Source organism: Phaeobacter gallaeciensis, from assembly GCF_001678945.1.
Lineage (GTDB): Bacteria > Pseudomonadota > Alphaproteobacteria > Rhodobacterales > Rhodobacteraceae > Phycobacter > Phycobacter gallaeciensis_A.
This window is the reverse complement of record NZ_CP015124.1, coordinates 3,889,803-3,906,783: the sequence shown is the minus strand read 5'-3', so window position 1 is coordinate 3,906,783 and position 16,981 is coordinate 3,889,803. Positions and strand designations below refer to the sequence as shown.

Genomic DNA, 16,981 nt, shown 5'->3' with positions numbered 1-16,981 from the left:
TGTTGCTGTGCTAGGTTTTCCGCCGACAGGGGGGCACGCCCGCCCCCTGCCGCTGCCCGGAGCCTTGATGTACTCAAAACCGAAATCACGCTTTGCCTTGCGGCGTTTGGCGTCGGGCCTGCTGGTCTGCGGCTGCCTGCTGTCCGCTCCTGCTGAGGCCGCCGAAACCCTGCTGGTCGCTCCCGGTGCGCCGGATGATCTGACCGCGCGTCTGCAAGGCGCCTCTGCGGTTCTGGCCACCGGGGATCAGAGCGACGTTCAGGATCTTCTGGCGGCAGCGCTGTCGGATTACCGCACCATGGTGCAGGTTCTGTATGATGCGGGCTATTTCGCGCCGGTGGTTAATATTCGCCTTGATGGGCGCGAGGCAGCGGCGATTGATCCCGTAACACCGCCCAGCCGCATCGACCGGATCGAGATTTCGGTCAAACCGGGGCGCAGATTCACCTTTGGCGCGGCCGAGGTTCGTCCCTGGCCCAAGACCAGCGATGTGGACCTGTCGGACGAGTTCACCAGCGGCGCCCCCGCCAGCACCGGTGCCATCCGCGATGCAGCCAATGCCGGGATCCGTGCCTGGCGGCGACAGGGGCATGCCAAGGTCGCCCTTGGCGGGCAGGACATCACCGCAGATCATCGCAGCGCCACGCTGAACGCCCGGCTGCGGCTGCAGCCCGGTCCGCAGCTGCGGTTCGGCAAGACCACGATTCTCAGCCCCAGCGCCGTCCGCGAAGACGCCATCCGCAAGATCGCAGGTTTCCCGCAAGGCGAAGTCTATCACCCCGATCTGATGTCGAAATCCGCGACGCGCCTTCGCCGCACCGGGGCCTTCTCCTCGGTCTCGCTGCAAGAGGCCGAGCGCGCCAACACCGATGGCACGCTTGATCTGAACGTAACGCTGGAAGACATGCCGCCCCGCAGGCTGACCTTCGGCGCCGAGCTGAGCACCACCGAGGGGGTGACGCTCACCACCAGCTGGATGCACCGCAACCTGTTCGGCGCTGCCGAAAAACTACGCTTCGAGGCCCGCGTCAGCGGCATCGGCGGCAGCAGCGATATCGACGGGCGCATCGCTGTGCGTCTGGACAGGCCTGCCACGCTCGGCCCCGATGACAATATTTTCTACCTGGCCGAAGCCGAGCGTCTGGATCAGGAGCATTTCACCGCCACCCATGGCATGGGCGGCATCGGGGTTCGGCGGGTGTTTTCCGACACGCTCTTCGCCGAAGCAACCGTCGGCTTCGATTCCATCCTCGCCACGGACGCCTTTGGCAAACGGCGTTTCAAATATGCTTTCGCCAGCCTGCGGGCCGAATACGACGGACGCGACAGCACGGTGGATCCCACCCGGGGCCGGTTCCTGAGTGGCCGCTTTACGCCCTTCTTTGGTGTCGATGGCAGCGATCCCGGGGCGCAGATCACGCTGGATGCCCGGACCTATCATGGGTTTGGCGCCGATGACCGGATCGTGCTGGCCGGGCGGGCGCAACTCGGGTCGGTCATTGGTCCTTCGCACAGTGGGGTCTCTCCGACGCTGCTGTTCTTCTCCGGCGGTGGCGGGTCGGTGCGCGGGCATGAATATCAATCCCTCGGCGTGCCCGTCGCAGGAAAGACCGCAGGCGGCCGGGGCTATCTGGCCCTGTCCGCGGAACTGCGCGGCCGCATCACAGAGAAAATCTCACTCGTCGGCTTTTACGACCACGCCTATGTCGATGCGGATAGCTTCGTGTCGTCGGACTCGGCCAGCCACTCGGGCGCCGGGCTGGGCCTGCGCTACAACGTGTCGGGCATCGGCTCGATCCGGGTCGACCTCGCCTATCCCGTGACCGGCGGCAGCGACGACGGGCCACAACTCTACATCGGCATAGGACAGGCGTTTTGACCAGTACCCGCACCCTCACGCGCGGCAGCTGCCTGGCTGCGGCCCTGTCGCTCACCGCTGCTGTCGGTCCCTCCGGCGCTCAGGAAACAGAAAGCGACAGCGGCGGCATGCTGGTGGGGTTCCTCGAAGACACCCTGTCTGCCGACAGTCGCTATATCACCGTGACCGGCCTCACTGGCGCCCTGTCCTCACAAGCCACGATCGAACGGCTGACCGTCGCGGATGATGATGGCATCTGGCTCACCATCGAAGAGGCAAAACTGGACTGGAACCGGCTGGCCCTTCTGCAGGGGCGGTTTTCGGTCAACAGCCTCAGCGCCGAGAGCATCACCGTGGTTCGCAGCCCGACACCGGTGCCCGCAGACCCGGAGCTGCCCACCCCGGAAGCCACCCCACTCCGCCTGCCCGAATTGCCCGTCGCGATTGAACTGGGCGAGATCCGCGCAGGCCGGGTGGATCTGGGCGAAGACCTGCTGGGCCAATCCGCCAGCCTCTCCGTCACGGGGGCACTGAGCCTGGCCGATGGCGCGCTGCAGACCCGGCTGGAAACGGCGCGGCTGGACAAGCCCGGCGACCGGCTGTCGCTGGTGGCGGGCTATTCCGATCAGACCCGCCAAATTGATCTGGACCTGTCCCTGACCGAGGCCGCAGGCGGTTTGCTCTCCACCGTTCTGGCTCTTCCCGGTCGCCCGACCCTTGGCCTCACCGCAAAGGGCAGTGGCCCGGTCACTGATTTCAAAGCGGATATCGCGCTCAGCAGCAACGGACAGGAACGTCTTTCGGGTCAGGTCGTTCTGGCTGCGCTGCAGGATGCCGAGAGCGAACCGGACGCAGGCCCCAGCGGGATCGCCTTCTCGGCTGATCTGGGCGGCGATATCGATCCGCTTCTCTTGCCCGACTACCGCCCCTTCTTTGGTCCGGGCCTGCGGTTGGTGACACGTGGTCAGACCGGGGCCGAAGGCGGTGTCGCGCTTGATACGCTCGCGCTCAGCACCCGTGCCCTGCGCGTGACCGGCGCGCTTGCCACCGGCGCCACCGGCAACCTTGATACCGCCAACCTGAAGGTCCAAATCCGGCCCCCGTCAGGAGAAGCCGCCGTCGTCCTGCCCGTCCCCGGCGCGGCAACGACCCTTGCCGGGGCAGATCTCACCGCGCGCAAGACCACCGATGGCGCCTGGAGCGTCGCCGGAACGGTGAGCCAACTCAGCCATCCGCAGATGCGCCTTGGGGAACTCCGCCTTGACGGCTCCGGCACCCTCAAGAGCGCAGCAGATGACACCGGCCCGGCAGGTCTTGTCGGAGATCTACGTCTGGCCCTGCGCGATTTCGCGCCGCGCGATCCGGCGCTGGCACAGGCAACCGGTAGCGAACTGGAGCTTGTCACCACTCTCACCACAGACGGGCCGGATGCGCTGTCGCTGACCGGCCTGACGCTGAGCGGCTCCGACTACCGCGCCGCAGGCGACGCCAAGTTTTCCGGCCTCGATAGCGGTCTCCGGGTGTCGGCGGACCTCAGTGCAGGTGCTGGCGACCTGTCACGGTTCTCTGCTCTGGCGGGCCGCCCGCTGGGCGGCGCGGTGCAGGCATTGTTCACCGGGCAGTTCACGCCTCTTTCCGGCGCCTTTGACGTGGATCTGAACCTGCAGGCGCAGGACCTGAGCGCGGATATCGCCCAGCTGGATGCGCTGATGACCGGTCCTACCACGCTGAAACTTGTAGCCGCGCGCGGCGCAGACGGATTGCGGATTGACGATTTCAACCTAGATAGCCGCGCCCTGTCTGCCACTGCCAGCGGCAGTCTGGACAGCGCCGCCGGACGGCTCTCCCTCACCGCCCGCCTGCTGGAGCTGGAACAGCTGGTGCCAGAGGTGCCCGGAACGCTGGAACTTGCGGCGTACCTGACCCGCGATGGCGACATCCTGTCGGGCCAGGCACGGCTCAAGGGACCGCATTCCTCCCGTGCGGATCTGGAAGGGTCCGTGCAGCTGGATGGCAGCGCCGATCTGACATTTGATGCGGCGCTCAACGAATTGCAGCGGTTCGTACCGGAATTGCCGGGCGTCCTGGCCGCCAAGGGCGAGGCGCAGCGCAAAGACGGGGTCTGGAGCATCAATGCCAGTGCCACAGCCCCTGCAGAGGCCCGCGCCGATCTCTCCGGCACCTTTAGCGAGGCCAGCGGCGCGGCCGATATCGCCGCCACCGGTCAGCTGCGTCTGGAGGGGGCGAACCCCTTCATCAAGCCCAACCTTACCAAGGGCGCGGCCCGCTTCGATCTGGCCATGAAAGGCCCGCCCGCACTGGAAAGCATTACGGGCACGATCACCACGTCTGGGGCAACGCTGGCCCTGCCATCGGCGGGACAGCGCGTCGATGATATCAACGCCACCGTGACCCTGCAGCAGGCGCGCGCCTTGCTGCAACTTTCCGCCAGCCCCGGCGACAGCGGCAGCCTGCGCGTCTCCGGGCCGGTGGCTCTGGCGGCGCCGTTCAATGCAGACCTCAGCATTGAGATCCTTGATCTGCTGATGAGCGATCATCTGAGCTACGACAGCCAGTTGAACGGCCGCTTGGCCCTCACCGGCGCGCTCACCGGCAACAGCCGCCTGTCCGGGCGCATCGACGTGGGTGAAACCAATATCAACCTCAACGCCACTGGCGGTTCGGTCACTGCGGCGCCAATCCCGCCGATCTCTCATATCGGGGCCTCTGGCGCCGTGAATGCCACCCGCGCCCGCGCCGGGCTGATCACATCGGCGCAAAGCACGGGCGGCAGCGCGGGCCGTTCGAACATTGCGCTGGACGTAGTGATCGATGCTCCGGGCAAAATCTTTGCCCGTGGGCGCGGCCTGCGCGCCGAACTGGGCGGACGCATTCACCTGCGGGGCAGCACAGCGCGGATCTCACCCGCCGGTCAAATCGGCCTGATCCGCGGCACCTTCGACATTCTGGGGCGGCGTCTGGATCTGGACGAAGGACAGATCACCCTGCTGGGCAACCTGGTTCCTTATCTTGAATTCCGCTCCTCGGCGCAGACGGAACAGGGCAGCGCCACGCTGGAGATTTCGGGCCTGATCGATGCACCGGAAATCAAGGTCACCTCCGAGCCGCCCCGCCCCAGCGAAGAAGCCCTGGCGTTGCTGCTCTTTGGGGATAACATCAAGGATCTGTCGCCGCTGGCACTGGCCCGGCTGGCGGCCTCGGCCCTGCAGCTGAGCGGTCGGGGCGGGCAAACTCAGGACACTCTGCGCCAAAGCACCGGCGCGGATGATGCCGAAGTCGGCCTGGACAGCCTTGGCGCCGGGCGACTGGGTCTGGGCGGTTATATCTCCGAGAACGTCTATACCGATGTGGATGTGAACACCCGCGGCGATAGCGAGCTGAGCATCAATCTTGACCTGTCCAAAAGCCTGACGGTGAGCGGAAAGGTCGACAGTGAAGGCGAATCCGGTCTGGGCCTGTTTTTCAAACGTGATTACTGACAGGCAGGTGCCGCGCCCGGCAACACTCTCCGCTCCGCGTTGGTAGCCGACCGATTACGCCCGAACGGGTGCGGCACCCCGGCGCTGCGCTGCTTCGATGGCATAGCGGGCGGTGCCGCTGACGCCAGCAGCATCATCGGTGATCAGCCACAGGGGCGTGGTGGCGCATTGCGCGGCAAGTTTGCCCCCCGGTTCGGCAAAGGCCGCCAGAAAATCACCGCGCGCACCGGTGCCAAGCACCCCGCGGGCGACGCTACCGGCAAAGAAGATCCCCTGTCCCGGCATATAGGCAGGCACCAGTTCGCGGGCCAACAGCCCAAGCAGCCGCGCCCAGGCAGGCACGCTGCGCTGCGCGACGTGTTCTTCGCCATCCTGAAAGGCGGCAACGATCTCTGCCCCGCCTTCGGAGGGATCGCCGCCAAGGGCGCGGTGCAGCCGCACGAGTCCGCGACCGGAAAACAGCTCTTCCACGCTGGGGAATTCCTCCGGACTACGCCCCAGAAGACGTGCCAACTCCTGCGCCAGCGGATCCGGCAGGCTGGCGTGACCCAGTTCCGCCTCGATCGTGTTCCCACCGGCCGAAAGCGAGACATTGAAGCCGGTGCCGACACCGGCCACCAGTGCCTGCTCTCCCTGCTGGCGCCCAGCGCGCAGCGAGGACAGCTGTCCGGGGATCAGCACCGGCAGCGCATGACCAAGGGCGGCTAGGTCATTCACCACATCGACCCTGCCACCGGGCTCCAGCGGCAATCTCTCAGCCAGCCCCGCCGCCGTGCCATGCCAGTCTCGGTTGGTCAGCCGATAGGTTCCACCGTAGACCGGCCCAGCCACAGCAAGGCAGCAGCCCTGCAACGGCGGCAAACCCGGCTGCGCGCAATAGGCGGCCAGAACCTCATCCAGGCTGGAATAGCTGTCGTTCGGGAAATGTTTTAGCCCTGTCACGCCGATTTCCGGCCCCGCAAGAGCCAGCCGCGTATTACTGCCCCCAACATCCCCCACCAATACGGTCAGATCCGATGCCATTCCTGTCAGCCTCCTCGGGCGCCCCGGTTGTCGGGTGCTGTTATTTTAAGCTGCCGCATCGAATAGCAAAATGCAAATGTTGGCGCAACCATTGCCCGTGCCGGGATCGGCAAACACATCTTGCCGCAGATACGGCCCTCGCCTTAGGTTGGCCGCACCTAAGCTGAAGGAAACAGATGCAAATGAAGGACAGTGCCGAACCAAGCTCCGTCTCTGTACGGCTGCGCAAACGGCTCGGCCGAACCTATCAGCGGATGCGGTTCCTGTCCTCGCTGCGTCACTTGCACGGGCCGCGCGGCGTCTTTGCAGCCCCGGATGAGGTCACCCTGATCGCCCTTGTGCGTGACGGGAGTTATTACCTCGACGCGTTTTTCGATCACTACAGCAGCCTTGGCATCCGCCATTTCGTGTTCTTCGACAACGGCTCGGAGGATGACACCATTGCGCGGATCCGCGAAAGACCGGGCACCGCCATCCTGCAATCGCGCCTGCCCTGGGGCCAGTTCGAGAACATGTTCCGCAGCTATGCCGCACAGCGCTATGCGCACAACCGCTGGTGCCTGATCGTGGATATGGACGAGATCTTTGATTTCGAAGGGCGCGCCGAGGTCGGGCTTCAGGGGCTGACCCGCTACATGTCCACGCGCGGATATACTGCCATGATGGCGCAGATGCTGGAAATGTTCCCCAAAGAGCCTTTGGCCGAGGTTGCGGACATGCCCTACCCCGAGGTGCTGCGCCGGTTCAGCTGGTGCGACCTCAGCGCGATTACCTCCTATAACTATGACGCGCCGGACACCGGGCTGTCCTACTTCCTGAACCAGAACCGGATCGCCGCGGGCGGTTCGCAGCCGCTGCGAGTGCTGTTTGGCGGCGTGCGGGCCAAGGTGTTTTCCGAGCATTGCTGCCTGACGAAACACCCGTTGGTCTTTGTCGGTCCCGGGGTTGAGGCGGGCGTGCATCCCCATGCCGCCACCGGGGTGACACTGGCGCCGATGACGGGGCTGCTTAGGCACTATAAATTCGCCAACGACAGCCTGGCGCGCGACCGCAAGTCCGTTGCCGAGGCGGCCATCGCCCATGGTGAGGACCAATTGCGCCTGTCGGTTCTGTCCAGCAACCCCGATCTGTCGCTGTGGTCCGAGGCGGCACTGCAGGCACCCGATATCGCCACTCTGCAGGACAAGGGGTTTCTGATCGCGTCAGAGGACTATAGTCAACACATCCGGGCCTCGGCTGAGGGCGACTAGCTGCGTCTGATGCGCAGGGCGCGCCGGATCTGGCGGGGCAGGATGGCAAAGCATTTCAGATAACGGGGCACCATCCGACCCGGACTGCTGAGCGCCCGCCAAAGCCACTCAAGTGCCAGTTTGCGCATCCACAGTGGCGCGCGTTGCTGGTGCCCGCCGAGAAAATCCAAACCCGCACCGACCGAAGCAAACCCGACGCCCGGGGCTAGTTCGCGCCCGCGCGCCGCCAGCAGCTCCTGCTTTGGCGCACCAAGCGCAAGGAAACACAGGCGAATTCCCTTTTGATCCAAGTTGCGCAGGATCTCTGCCGCCTCGGGGCCCGCCGGATCGAACACGCCAGAGGGCGCATGGCACCATGCCAGATCAAGTCCCGGCACCTTGGCTGTCAGCGCAGCGGAGGCATCCGAAAGCGCCTCGGCAGTGCTGCCGACCAACGCCACCGGCACCCCAGCCTTTGCGGCCAGCCTGCACAGGGGAAGCACCATGTCCGATCCCGGCATCAGCTCAACCGGTCTGCCCGCCAGCTGTGACAGCCAGACCACCGGACGCCCATCGGCAACAACCAGATCCTGCGCCGCATAGGCGGCAAGGAAATCGGCACTTGTTTCCAGTTTGACCAGATGATCCAGATTGACCGTAGCAAGGGCAAAGCCCTCGCCACTTGCAAACCGCGACAGGACCTCATCCTCCAACCGGGGCCGGTCCGCGATGTTGACCTCAATCCGTGTGCCTTGAAACTCGAAATACACCAGTCCGCCTCATCCCTGTCTGCAAACCCTGCCTATAAATCCAGTCTGCAAAGGACTGATTACCCGTCTGCCCGCGTCTAGACCAGTCCGGCAGGGGTGCGCATAGGTAAACGTGGCATTGTTGCCATCCGTTTACCCGATTTCGCATTTCAGCGGGACACGAGGTCCAAGTTTACGTAAACTTTGACAGGTAAGGTCTATAAAACAGGCCATTACTGATCGTTTGTGATCGTCACCATCGAGAGTCCCGAACGCCGATGCCCAACGCCCTGGCCAATATGATGCTGCTGATCTGGCCGCTGGTCAGCCTGCTGCTGTTCCTGCGGCTGCCGCTGGAACGGGCAATCCTGTGGTGTTTCATCGGTGGCTATCTTGTGCTGCCGCCCCTGGCCGAGTTCGACCTGCCGCTGGTACCGGACATGGACAAGTTCACGATCCCTTCGGTCGTCGCTTTTGGCCTCTGCGTCTGGCTGTTGCGCAAGCCTGTGCCGCTGTGGCCGCGCCATCCGCTGGCTCGTGCGCTGACAATCCTGTTTGTCCTATGCGTCATCCCGACGGTCATGACGAATAAAGATCCCGTTCTGTTTCAGGTGCTTGAAGGGGCCGGCCCGATCGTCTTTCTGACCGATATGCTACCTGGACTGCGCTGGCGTGATCTGGGATCAGTGATCATCAATCAGATCATAGTGCTGATGCCGTTTTTGCTGGCCCGACGCTATCTGTCCTGCGAAGCGGGACAGAAGGAACTGTTGCTGGCCCTCTGCCTGGCCGGTCTGGCCTATAGTATTCCGTCGCTGTTCGAGATCCGCTTGAGTCCCCAGCTCAACATCTGGATCTATGGATTTTTTCAGCACGATTTCGGCCAGATGATGCGGCAGGGCGGATTTCGTCCCATCGTGTTCCTGCCGCATGCGCTGTGGCTGGCCTTCTTCATCTTTACCTCCATTGTTGCAGCTGTCGCACTTGCCCGGGCCGCACAGGAGCGGGAACGGACCAAATTCGCCCTCGCCGCTGTCTATCTCTTTGGGGTGCTCTACCTGTGCAAGAGCCTGGCTTCGCTTGCCTACGGGCTTTCCATCGTGCCGGTTGTGGCCCTGGCCCCGGCCCGCTGGCAAATGCGTCTGGCGATGGTAATTGCGGTGATCGCGGTGACCTATCCGATGCTGCGCAACCAGGGTCTTATTCCAACCGACGCCATTCTGGCACAGGCAGAGGCAATCAGCACCGAGCGGGCACAGTCCCTAGGTTACCGGTTCCACAACGAGGCGATGATGCTGGAGCGGGCCGCCGAAAAGCCCTGGTTCGGCTGGGGGGGCTGGGGGCGCAATCTGGTGCGCGACATGGAAACCGGCCGGATCATATCTGTGCCCGACGGGCGCTGGATCATCACTTTCGGCGCATTTGGCTGGCTCGGTTACATTGCCGAAATGGGCATGCTGACCTTGCCGATTTTTCTCCTCGCTTGGGAAATGCGCCGCCACCGGGGCCACGCGTTCTCCCCCTATGCAACACCGATCGCCCTGATCCTAGCCGCCACATTGGCCGATATGCTGTTGAATGACACACTCATCCCGATCACCTGGCTTTGTGCAGGCTCTGTGCTGGGATATGCCGAACGCCTGCGCAATCCGGACGTGTTTCGCAGTAAGCGCAGCCTGTTTGACCGACAGCAAGCCATTGGAACGTCGGAACAGGCTCCGGGGCCACGCAGTGTCTTGTGACAGACGCTTTGCAAGCTTTTGCCCTTGCTGCCTCAATTTTATCGCGTTTCCGGCGTAATTGGTCACCATCCGTTCATAGCTTGGCCGCATATGGCGATCACTCTGGCCTTGGGCAATCAGGATTTCGGAAGTCTTATTTCCGAGGTTTTGACTGAATTCAGCCCAGCCGCATCTCGGTTTATTATTCCTAGGACCCCGCTTTCCCGGGGGCTTTTCCTATTTCGGAACAGGGGTTAACCGGGCGCGACAAGGGGTTGAAGGGATTGACAAAAGACGACCGGCCCGTTCCACTTTCACGGCGCTGCGGGTTTCGGTTCAGGGTTGATGCGTAAAACGCGTAAAAGGTGAAGACTAAGTTGGGAAACAAAGACGAGAGCCAAACACGCGCCGACGCCTACTCCGGTGACATCGCCATCGTCGGACTGTCCGTCTGCCTGCCTGGCGCCGAGTCCGCTGCGGCGTTCTGGCGCAACCTGCGTGACGGCATTGAATCCATCGAGGTGCTGGACGAGGCGAGCCTGCTGGAAGCCGGTGAACGCACCTCTGTCCTCAGCGATCCAAACTATGTGCCTGCCGCCGCGCGTCTTGAGGGCTATGACGAATTCGACGCCGATTTCTTTGGCTTCAGCCCCAAGGAAGCCGCCATTCTGGACCCCCAGCACCGAAAGTTCCTTGAGGTCGCCTGGGGCGCCATGGAGGATGCCGGCCACCCGCCCGAAAGCCTGGATGAACCCATCGGGGTCTATGCTGGCTGCGGCATGGGCAGCTATTTCTATTTCAACATCTGCTCGAACCCGACCCTGGTGGACGAGGTCGGCATGTTCCTGCTGCGCCACACCGGCAACGACAAGGACTTCCTGTCGACCCGCGTCAGCCATGTCTTTGATCTGAAAGGGCCATCGGTCAACATTCAGACCGCCTGCTCGACTTCTCTGGTAGCGGTGCACTACGCCTGCAAGGCGCTGCGCGAAGGGGAGTGCGGCATGGCGCTGGCAGGCGGCGTCACCATCGAGCTGCCGCAGGGGCGTGGATACCTTTACAAGGAAAACGAGATCCTGTCGCCCGACGGCCATTGTCATGCTTTTGACCACCGGGCGCAGGGCACCGTCTTCGGCTCTGGTGCTGGGGCGGTGGCGCTCAGACGGCTGGAGGATGCCATCGCCGATGGCGACCATATCTGGGCCGTGATCAAGGGCTCCGCCATCAACAACGACGGCGCCGACAAGGCTGGCTATCTGGCGCCTTCGGTCGGAGGACAGGCCACTGCCGTACGCAAAGCGCTGGCGGCAGCGGATGTGGCGGCTGAGACCATCGACTATGTGGAATGCCATGGCACCGGAACCTACCTAGGTGATCCAATCGAGGTCACCGCCCTCACAGAAGCCTACCGCGACAGCACCGAGGAAAGCGGCTTTTGCCGCATCGGCTCGGTCAAGACCAACATCGGCCATCTCGATACGGCCGCAGGGGTCGCGGGGCTGGCCAAGACCGCGCTGGCGCTGAAACATCAGCAGATCCCGGCCTCGCTTGGCTACGAGGCACCAAACCCGGCCATTGATTTCGACGGCTCACCGTTCAAGGTCAACGCCGCTCTCAGCGACTGGCAGTCCCATTCCGGACCGCGACGTGCCGCGGTGAACGCGCTGGGGGTTGGCGGCACCAACGCCCATGTCATTTTGGAGGAAGCGCCAGACCGCGGCGCCTCCGACGAAAGCGATTTCCCCTTCCATGTGCTCTGCATCTCGGGCCGGTCCAAGGCGGCGCTTGACGACAACAGCGCCGCGCTGGCCGCGTGGCTGCGCCAGAACCCCGAGGTGGATCTGGCCGATGTGGCCTATACTCTGAAGGAAGGGCGGCGCGGTTTTGCCAAGCGTCGGGTGCTGGTGGCCGAAACCGCAAGCGAGGCCGCCGATCTTTTGGAGACTGGCGATCCACGCAAGGTCTTTACACACGACCATCTGGGCGATGCGCCCGAGGTCGTCTTCATGTTCCCGGGCGGCGGTGCACAATACGCGGGCATGGCGCGCGACCTTTACGAAACCGAACCGGTCTTTGCCGACTGGATGGACCGGGGGATTGATCACCTGCAGGCCAGCCTCGACTATGACATCCGCGCTCTGTGGCTCCCCGAAGAGGGGCAGGAGGAGGCCGCGAATGCAGCCCTGCAAAAGCCCTCGGTGCAGCTGCCGCTGATCATGATCGTGGAATACGCGCTGGCGCAGCTCTGGATCAGCTGGGGCGTGCGCCCCGCTGCGCTGGTCGGCCATTCCATGGGCGAAAACACCGCCGCCTGTCTGGCAGGCGTGATCTCATTCGAGGATTGCATCGATCTGGTGCTATTGCGCGGTCGGCTCTTTGACACCGTGCCCGCGGGCGGCATGCTGTCCGTCTCCCTGCCGCTGGCCGAGGTGGAGGCACTGATCGGTGACGATCTCGATATCGCCAGCGTCAACGCGCCGCGCCTGACCGCAGTTTCGGGTCCGCAAGCGGCGCTGGACCGGCTGGCCAAGGAACTGAGCGCACGCGACATCGACCATCAGCGGATCCAGATCGATATTGCGGCCCATTCGAGGATGCTGGACGGGATCCTTGAGCAATATGGCGCCTTCCTGCGCGGTCTGACCCTGTCGGCGCCGCAGATCCCGGTGATGTCCAACCGCAGCGGAAAACAGCTGACGCCAGAGCAAGCCACAGACCCCGACTATTGGGTCAGCCAGCTGCGCGGCACTGTGCAATTTGGCGCCTGCATCGACAGCTTGGCCGAGGTGCCGGGCCGCATCTATCTGGAGGTCGGCCCGGGCAAGGCGCTCAGCGCGCTGGCGCAAATGGCCCCGGCGGTCGCCCCCGGACAGGCGCTCAGCTCATTGCGCCATCCCGAACAGGATGTGATGGATGATACCTATTTCTTTGGCGTCATAGGTCGGCTCTGGGCCTGCGGCTATGACGCCGACTGGGATCAGATCTGGGGCGAGGCAAAGCGCCATCGCCTGCCGCTGCCCACTTATGCCTTTCAGCGCAGCCGCTATTTCATCGAACCCGGCACCGCCGCGCAGGTCGAAGAGGCTCCCCTGCCCGCCCGCCACGATGACATCGACAACTGGGGTTACCGTGCGGCGTGGCGCCCGCGCCTTGCCGATTGCGCGCTGGATGTGGACACCGAACTGGATCAGGACCCGCAATGCTGGCTGATCTTCGAAGACGACATCGGCCTTGCCTCTCAGGTGGCGGACAGGCTGGTGGCGGCAGGGCACGCCGTGGTGCGCCTGCGCACCGGGGATACCTACGCGCAGCTATCGCCGACCTCTTACATCTTGGCGCCCGAACAGGGCCGCGCGGGCTATGCTGCACTGCTAGCGGATCTGGCCCGGACCGAGATGCTGCCAACCCGGATTGCGCATTTCTGGCTAGCGACCGAAGGCGAGACCTTCCGCCCCGGCAGTTCGTTCTTTGACCGCAATCTGGAAACCGGGTTTTACGCCCTGACCGCGCTGGCGCAGGAGCTTGGCAGCGCCGATCTGCCCCAGCCGCCGCACATCACCGTCTTCACCACCGGCGCCGTGCAGTTGCGGGACGAAGCCCTGCCGGATCCGGAAAAGGCGATGATCGCGGGTCCTGCCCGGGTGATCCCGCGCGAGTTGCCTGGATTCTCCTGCGCCACGGTGGACATCGAACTGCCCCGCGCAGAAACAGGTCTGCTGGCCCGGATCAAGGGCGCGGCGGCGCCAGATATCTCCTCTCGACTACTTGAGGAACTTCTGGCCGAGCCGACCAGCACAGCCGCTGCCTGGCGCGGTGAAAAACGTTATGAGCTGGACTGGCGCCCGGTCGAACTGCCGCCTGCCGCGCTGCCCACCTTCAAAAAAGGCGGAACCTATCTGATCACCGGTGGCTATGGTGGCATTGGCCTCTCAATCGCCCGGCACCTGCTGGAAGAATACGCCGCAAATGTCATCCTGATTTCGCGCGAGGGCCTGCCAGAGCGCGGCGGATGGGCGCAATATCTGCGTAGTCACAGCCCCGCCAACCGCACCGCCACGCGCATCCGCGCGGTCGAGGCGCTTGAGGAGATCGGCAAGGGCGCGGTGCTGCCGCTGGCCGCCGATGTCTGCAACTCCGGCCAGATGCGCGCCGCTCTGAAGACCGCCGAGGACCGCTTTGGCCCCCTCACCGGGGTGATCCATGGCGCGGGCAGTATCGATGACGGGCCATTGCTGGCGAAATCGGACGAACAGATCGCCAAGGTCCTGGCACCCAAGGTCAGCGGGTTGCGTGTACTGGACAGCCTGTTTCCCGATGGCAGCCTTGATCTGATGGTGCTGTTCTCCTCATCCTCGACGGTGACGGGACCGGCGGGACAGGTGGATTACATCGCCGCCAACGAATACCTCAACGCCTGGGCGGCGCATCGCCGGGGCGGCAAGACCCGCGTCGTGGCGGTGGATTGGGGCGTCTGGGCCGATACCGGCATGGCCTCCGAAGCGATGGCCGCGCGGCAGGGCAGTGACGGCCCCTCGGACCCTGTGCCCTGCGCACAGGCCCTGCTGGACAGCGAAGGATTTGATGGCAGCGGCAACCGGATCTATCGCACCCGGCTCGACGCGGGCCGACACTGGCTGCTGAATGAACACCGCACCGCCGATGGCACCGCAGTGATGCCCGGCACCGGTTACATCGAACTGGCTGCAGAGGCGATGACGGCCCTTGGCATGGCCGAGGATGGCGCGCTCCCAGCCTTTGAACTGCACGACCTTTACTTCCTGCGCCCGCTTGTGGTCGCCGATGACAGCCCGGCAGATCTGCTGATCCGGCTGCTGGCCGAGGAAGACGGCTACGCGCTGTCCTTCTACACCGCCAGCGGCGAAGGCTACGCCCTGCATGCAGAGGCAAAGGTGACATTTGCAGAAACACAGACCACGGCGGCGCCTGTTGACCTCAGCGCTCTTGCCGCCCGCTGCCCGTCGCAGACCGAAACCGATGGCGCGCGGCTGAAATCCCCGCAGGAGGCCAACCTGCTTTTTGGCCCGCGCTGGCATGTGCTGCAGCGCATGGCCTTTGGCAGCGGCGAAGGGATCGCGACACTACAACTGGCCGATGCGGCCAAATCCGACGGAACGCTTCTGCACCCGGGGCTGCTGGATCTGGCAACCGGCTGGGCCATCGCGCTGGCGCCGGGCTATAGCCCTGACCACCTTTGGGTGCCCCTGTCGTACCGGGCAATCCGCATCCATGCGCCACTGACCGAGACAATCCACAGCCACATACGCCTGTCCGCGCAAGCCGCCGACGCGGCTGGCGAAGGGACCGCCGTATTCGACGTGACGCTATGCGATGATACAGGGCGGGTTCTGGTCGAGATCGAAGGCTTCCGCATGCAGCGGATGACGCAGGCTCTGGCTCCCGCTGCAACTGCGGCGGCTGATGTCAGCGCCGCCGGTATTGCCATGGGCAAAGGTGGCAGCGCTCAGCCCCTGTCGCCCGAGGAACGCCGCCTTCACCACAATATCGCAAACGGCATCCGCGCCGAAGACGGGGGCGAGGCCCTGACGCGCGCCCTTGCCGCGGCAACCTCCGGCGGCCTGTCGCAGGTCGTGGTCTCAGCCCTTGATCTGCCTGCCCTGATCGAACAGGCCAAGATGACCAGTTCCGAGGCCCCATCGGACAGCCAAAGTTTTGAGCGCCCGCAGCTCGACACTGATTACGTAGCGCCGGAAAACGCGGTTGAGGAGGTCCTGGCGGGATATTTCCAGACCCTTCTGGGTGTGGGCGAGGTCGGCACCCGCGACAGCTTCTTCGATCTGGGTGGGCATTCCCTGATCGCGGTGCGGCTGTTTGCCCAGATCAAGCGGGATTTTGGCGTCGAGTTCCCCCTGTCAGTCCTCTTCGAAGCCCCAAGCGTTGCTGATCTGGCGACCAGGATTATCGCCCGAACAGGCGGCGGCGTGACCACCGAAGGCAGCGCGCAGTCCCCGAACACTACCGATGACGCAGGGCCAGAACCCTTTACCCATCTGGTCAAGCTTCACGCCGGTGATGGCACCGGGCGGCGTCCGTTCTTCCTGGTGGCCGGCATGTTTGGCAACGTGCTGAACCTGCGGCATCTGGCCCAGATGCTGGGCAGCGACCGCCCGGTCTACGGCCTTCAGGCGCGCGGGTTGATCGGGGACGTTGCGCCCCACGACAACATTGCCGAGGCCGCCGCCGATTACCTGCACGAGGTGCGGCAGATCCAGCCGCAGGGCCCCTATCTTCTGGGCGGTTTCTCGGGCGGTGGCATCACGGCCTATGAAATGGCGCAGCAGCTGAAGGCTGCCGGAGAGGAAACCGCAGCGCTGGTCCTGCTCGACACACCGCTGCCACTGCGCCCACCGCTGAGCCGACAGGACAAGGCGCTGATCAAACTGCAGGAGTTGCGCCGCAAGGGACCGTCCTATCTGGCGGAATGGGCGCGCAACCGCGTTGCCTGGGAGATCGCAAAACGCCAACGCCGCCAGGGCAGCAACGATGCAGGAGCCGCGCCTGCCTTTAACAACCGGCAGATCGAAATGGGCTTCCGCGCCGCTGTTGCCAGCTATGAATTGCAGCCCTGGGACGGCGCCATGTCGCTGTTCCGTCCGCCACTGGACCAGCACTGGCAGGTCTCGGGGGGCAATTGGGTCAGCGCCGAGCGGGAGTATGTCTTTGCCGACAACGACTGGACCCGCTGGGCGCCGGAGATCGAGGTGATCGAAGTGCCCGGTGACCACGACAGCATGGTGCTGGTACCCAACGTCAGCGTTCTGGCGGCTGAGGTCAAAGCGCGGCTGGACCGGGCCGAGGCTGGCTATACTGCGCCAGTACCGGTGCATGCCGGGCAAGTGCGTAATCAGGCGGCGGAGTAGAT

7 protein-coding genes are annotated in these 16,981 nt (G+C 64.2%); 5 read left to right on the top strand and 2 right to left on the bottom strand.

Translation table 11 applies throughout. The annotated features are described in order from the left end of the window. The first annotated feature begins 67 nt into the window (after positions 1–67). Together JL2886_RS18390 and JL2886_RS18385 are read left to right on the top strand one after the other, a co-directional pair. Positions 68–1,879: an autotransporter assembly complex protein TamA gene (locus JL2886_RS18390; protein ID WP_065273320.1), complete on the top strand. Its 1,812-nt coding sequence runs from the start codon at positions 68–70 to the stop codon at positions 1,877–1,879. Positions 1,880–1,986: 107 nt separating this feature from the next. Next, a complete protein-coding gene (locus JL2886_RS18385) occupies positions 1,987–5,358 on the top strand; it encodes a translocation/assembly module TamB domain-containing protein (protein ID WP_082996182.1) in 3,372 nt (1,123 codons plus the stop codon). A gap of 54 nt (positions 5,359–5,412) precedes the next feature. Here the strand turns inward: JL2886_RS18385 and JL2886_RS18380 are convergent, their stop codons facing one another. Further along, on the bottom strand, positions 5,413–6,381 hold the full coding sequence (locus JL2886_RS18380) for a glucokinase (protein WP_065273319.1): 969 nt from the start codon (positions 6,379–6,381) through the stop codon (positions 5,413–5,415). 182 nt (positions 6,382–6,563) lie between these two features. On the opposite strand from JL2886_RS18380, the gene JL2886_RS18375 reads away from it, so the two are divergent. Beyond that, on the top strand, positions 6,564–7,631 hold the full coding sequence (locus JL2886_RS18375; RefSeq protein WP_065273318.1) for a glycosyltransferase family 2 protein: 1,068 nt from the start codon (positions 6,564–6,566) through the stop codon (positions 7,629–7,631). On the opposite strand, the gene JL2886_RS18370 is transcribed toward JL2886_RS18375, so the two are convergent. Next, positions 7,628–8,380: a WecB/TagA/CpsF family glycosyltransferase gene (locus JL2886_RS18370; protein ID WP_065273317.1), complete on the bottom strand. Its 753-nt coding sequence runs from the start codon at positions 8,378–8,380 to the stop codon at positions 7,628–7,630. The two genes, JL2886_RS18375 and JL2886_RS18370, sit on opposite strands and share 4 nt — an antisense overlap. 257 nt (positions 8,381–8,637) lie before the next feature. Between JL2886_RS18370 and JL2886_RS18365 the strand changes: the two genes are divergently transcribed. Both JL2886_RS18365 and JL2886_RS18360 read left to right on the top strand, forming a co-directional pair. Further along, on the top strand, positions 8,638–10,101 hold the full coding sequence (locus tag JL2886_RS18365; RefSeq protein ID WP_065273316.1) for a hypothetical protein: 1,464 nt from the start codon (positions 8,638–8,640) through the stop codon (positions 10,099–10,101). Between the two features lie 356 nt (positions 10,102–10,457). Then, positions 10,458–16,979, top strand: coding sequence for a type I polyketide synthase (locus tag JL2886_RS18360; RefSeq protein WP_082996130.1), 6,522 nt, complete (start codon positions 10,458–10,460; stop codon positions 16,977–16,979). Positions 16,980–16,981: the final 2 nt, after the last annotated feature.

What these genes read in the sequence shown, in the direction of transcription:
- JL2886_RS18390 (WP_065273320.1), top strand. Translation starts at nt 68, where the DNA reads ATGTACTCAAAACCGAAATCACGCTTTGCCTTGCGGCGTTTGGCGTCG.
- JL2886_RS18385 (WP_082996182.1), top strand. Translation starts at nt 1,987, where the DNA reads ATGCTGGTGGGGTTCCTCGAAGACACCCTGTCTGCCGACAGTCGCTAT.
- JL2886_RS18380 (WP_065273319.1), bottom strand. Translation starts at nt 6,381, where the DNA reads ATGGCATCGGATCTGACCGTATTGGTGGGGGATGTTGGGGGCAGTAAT.
- JL2886_RS18375 (WP_065273318.1), top strand. Translation starts at nt 6,564, where the DNA reads ATGAAGGACAGTGCCGAACCAAGCTCCGTCTCTGTACGGCTGCGCAAA.
- JL2886_RS18365 (WP_065273316.1), top strand. Translation starts at nt 8,638, where the DNA reads ATGCCCAACGCCCTGGCCAATATGATGCTGCTGATCTGGCCGCTGGTC.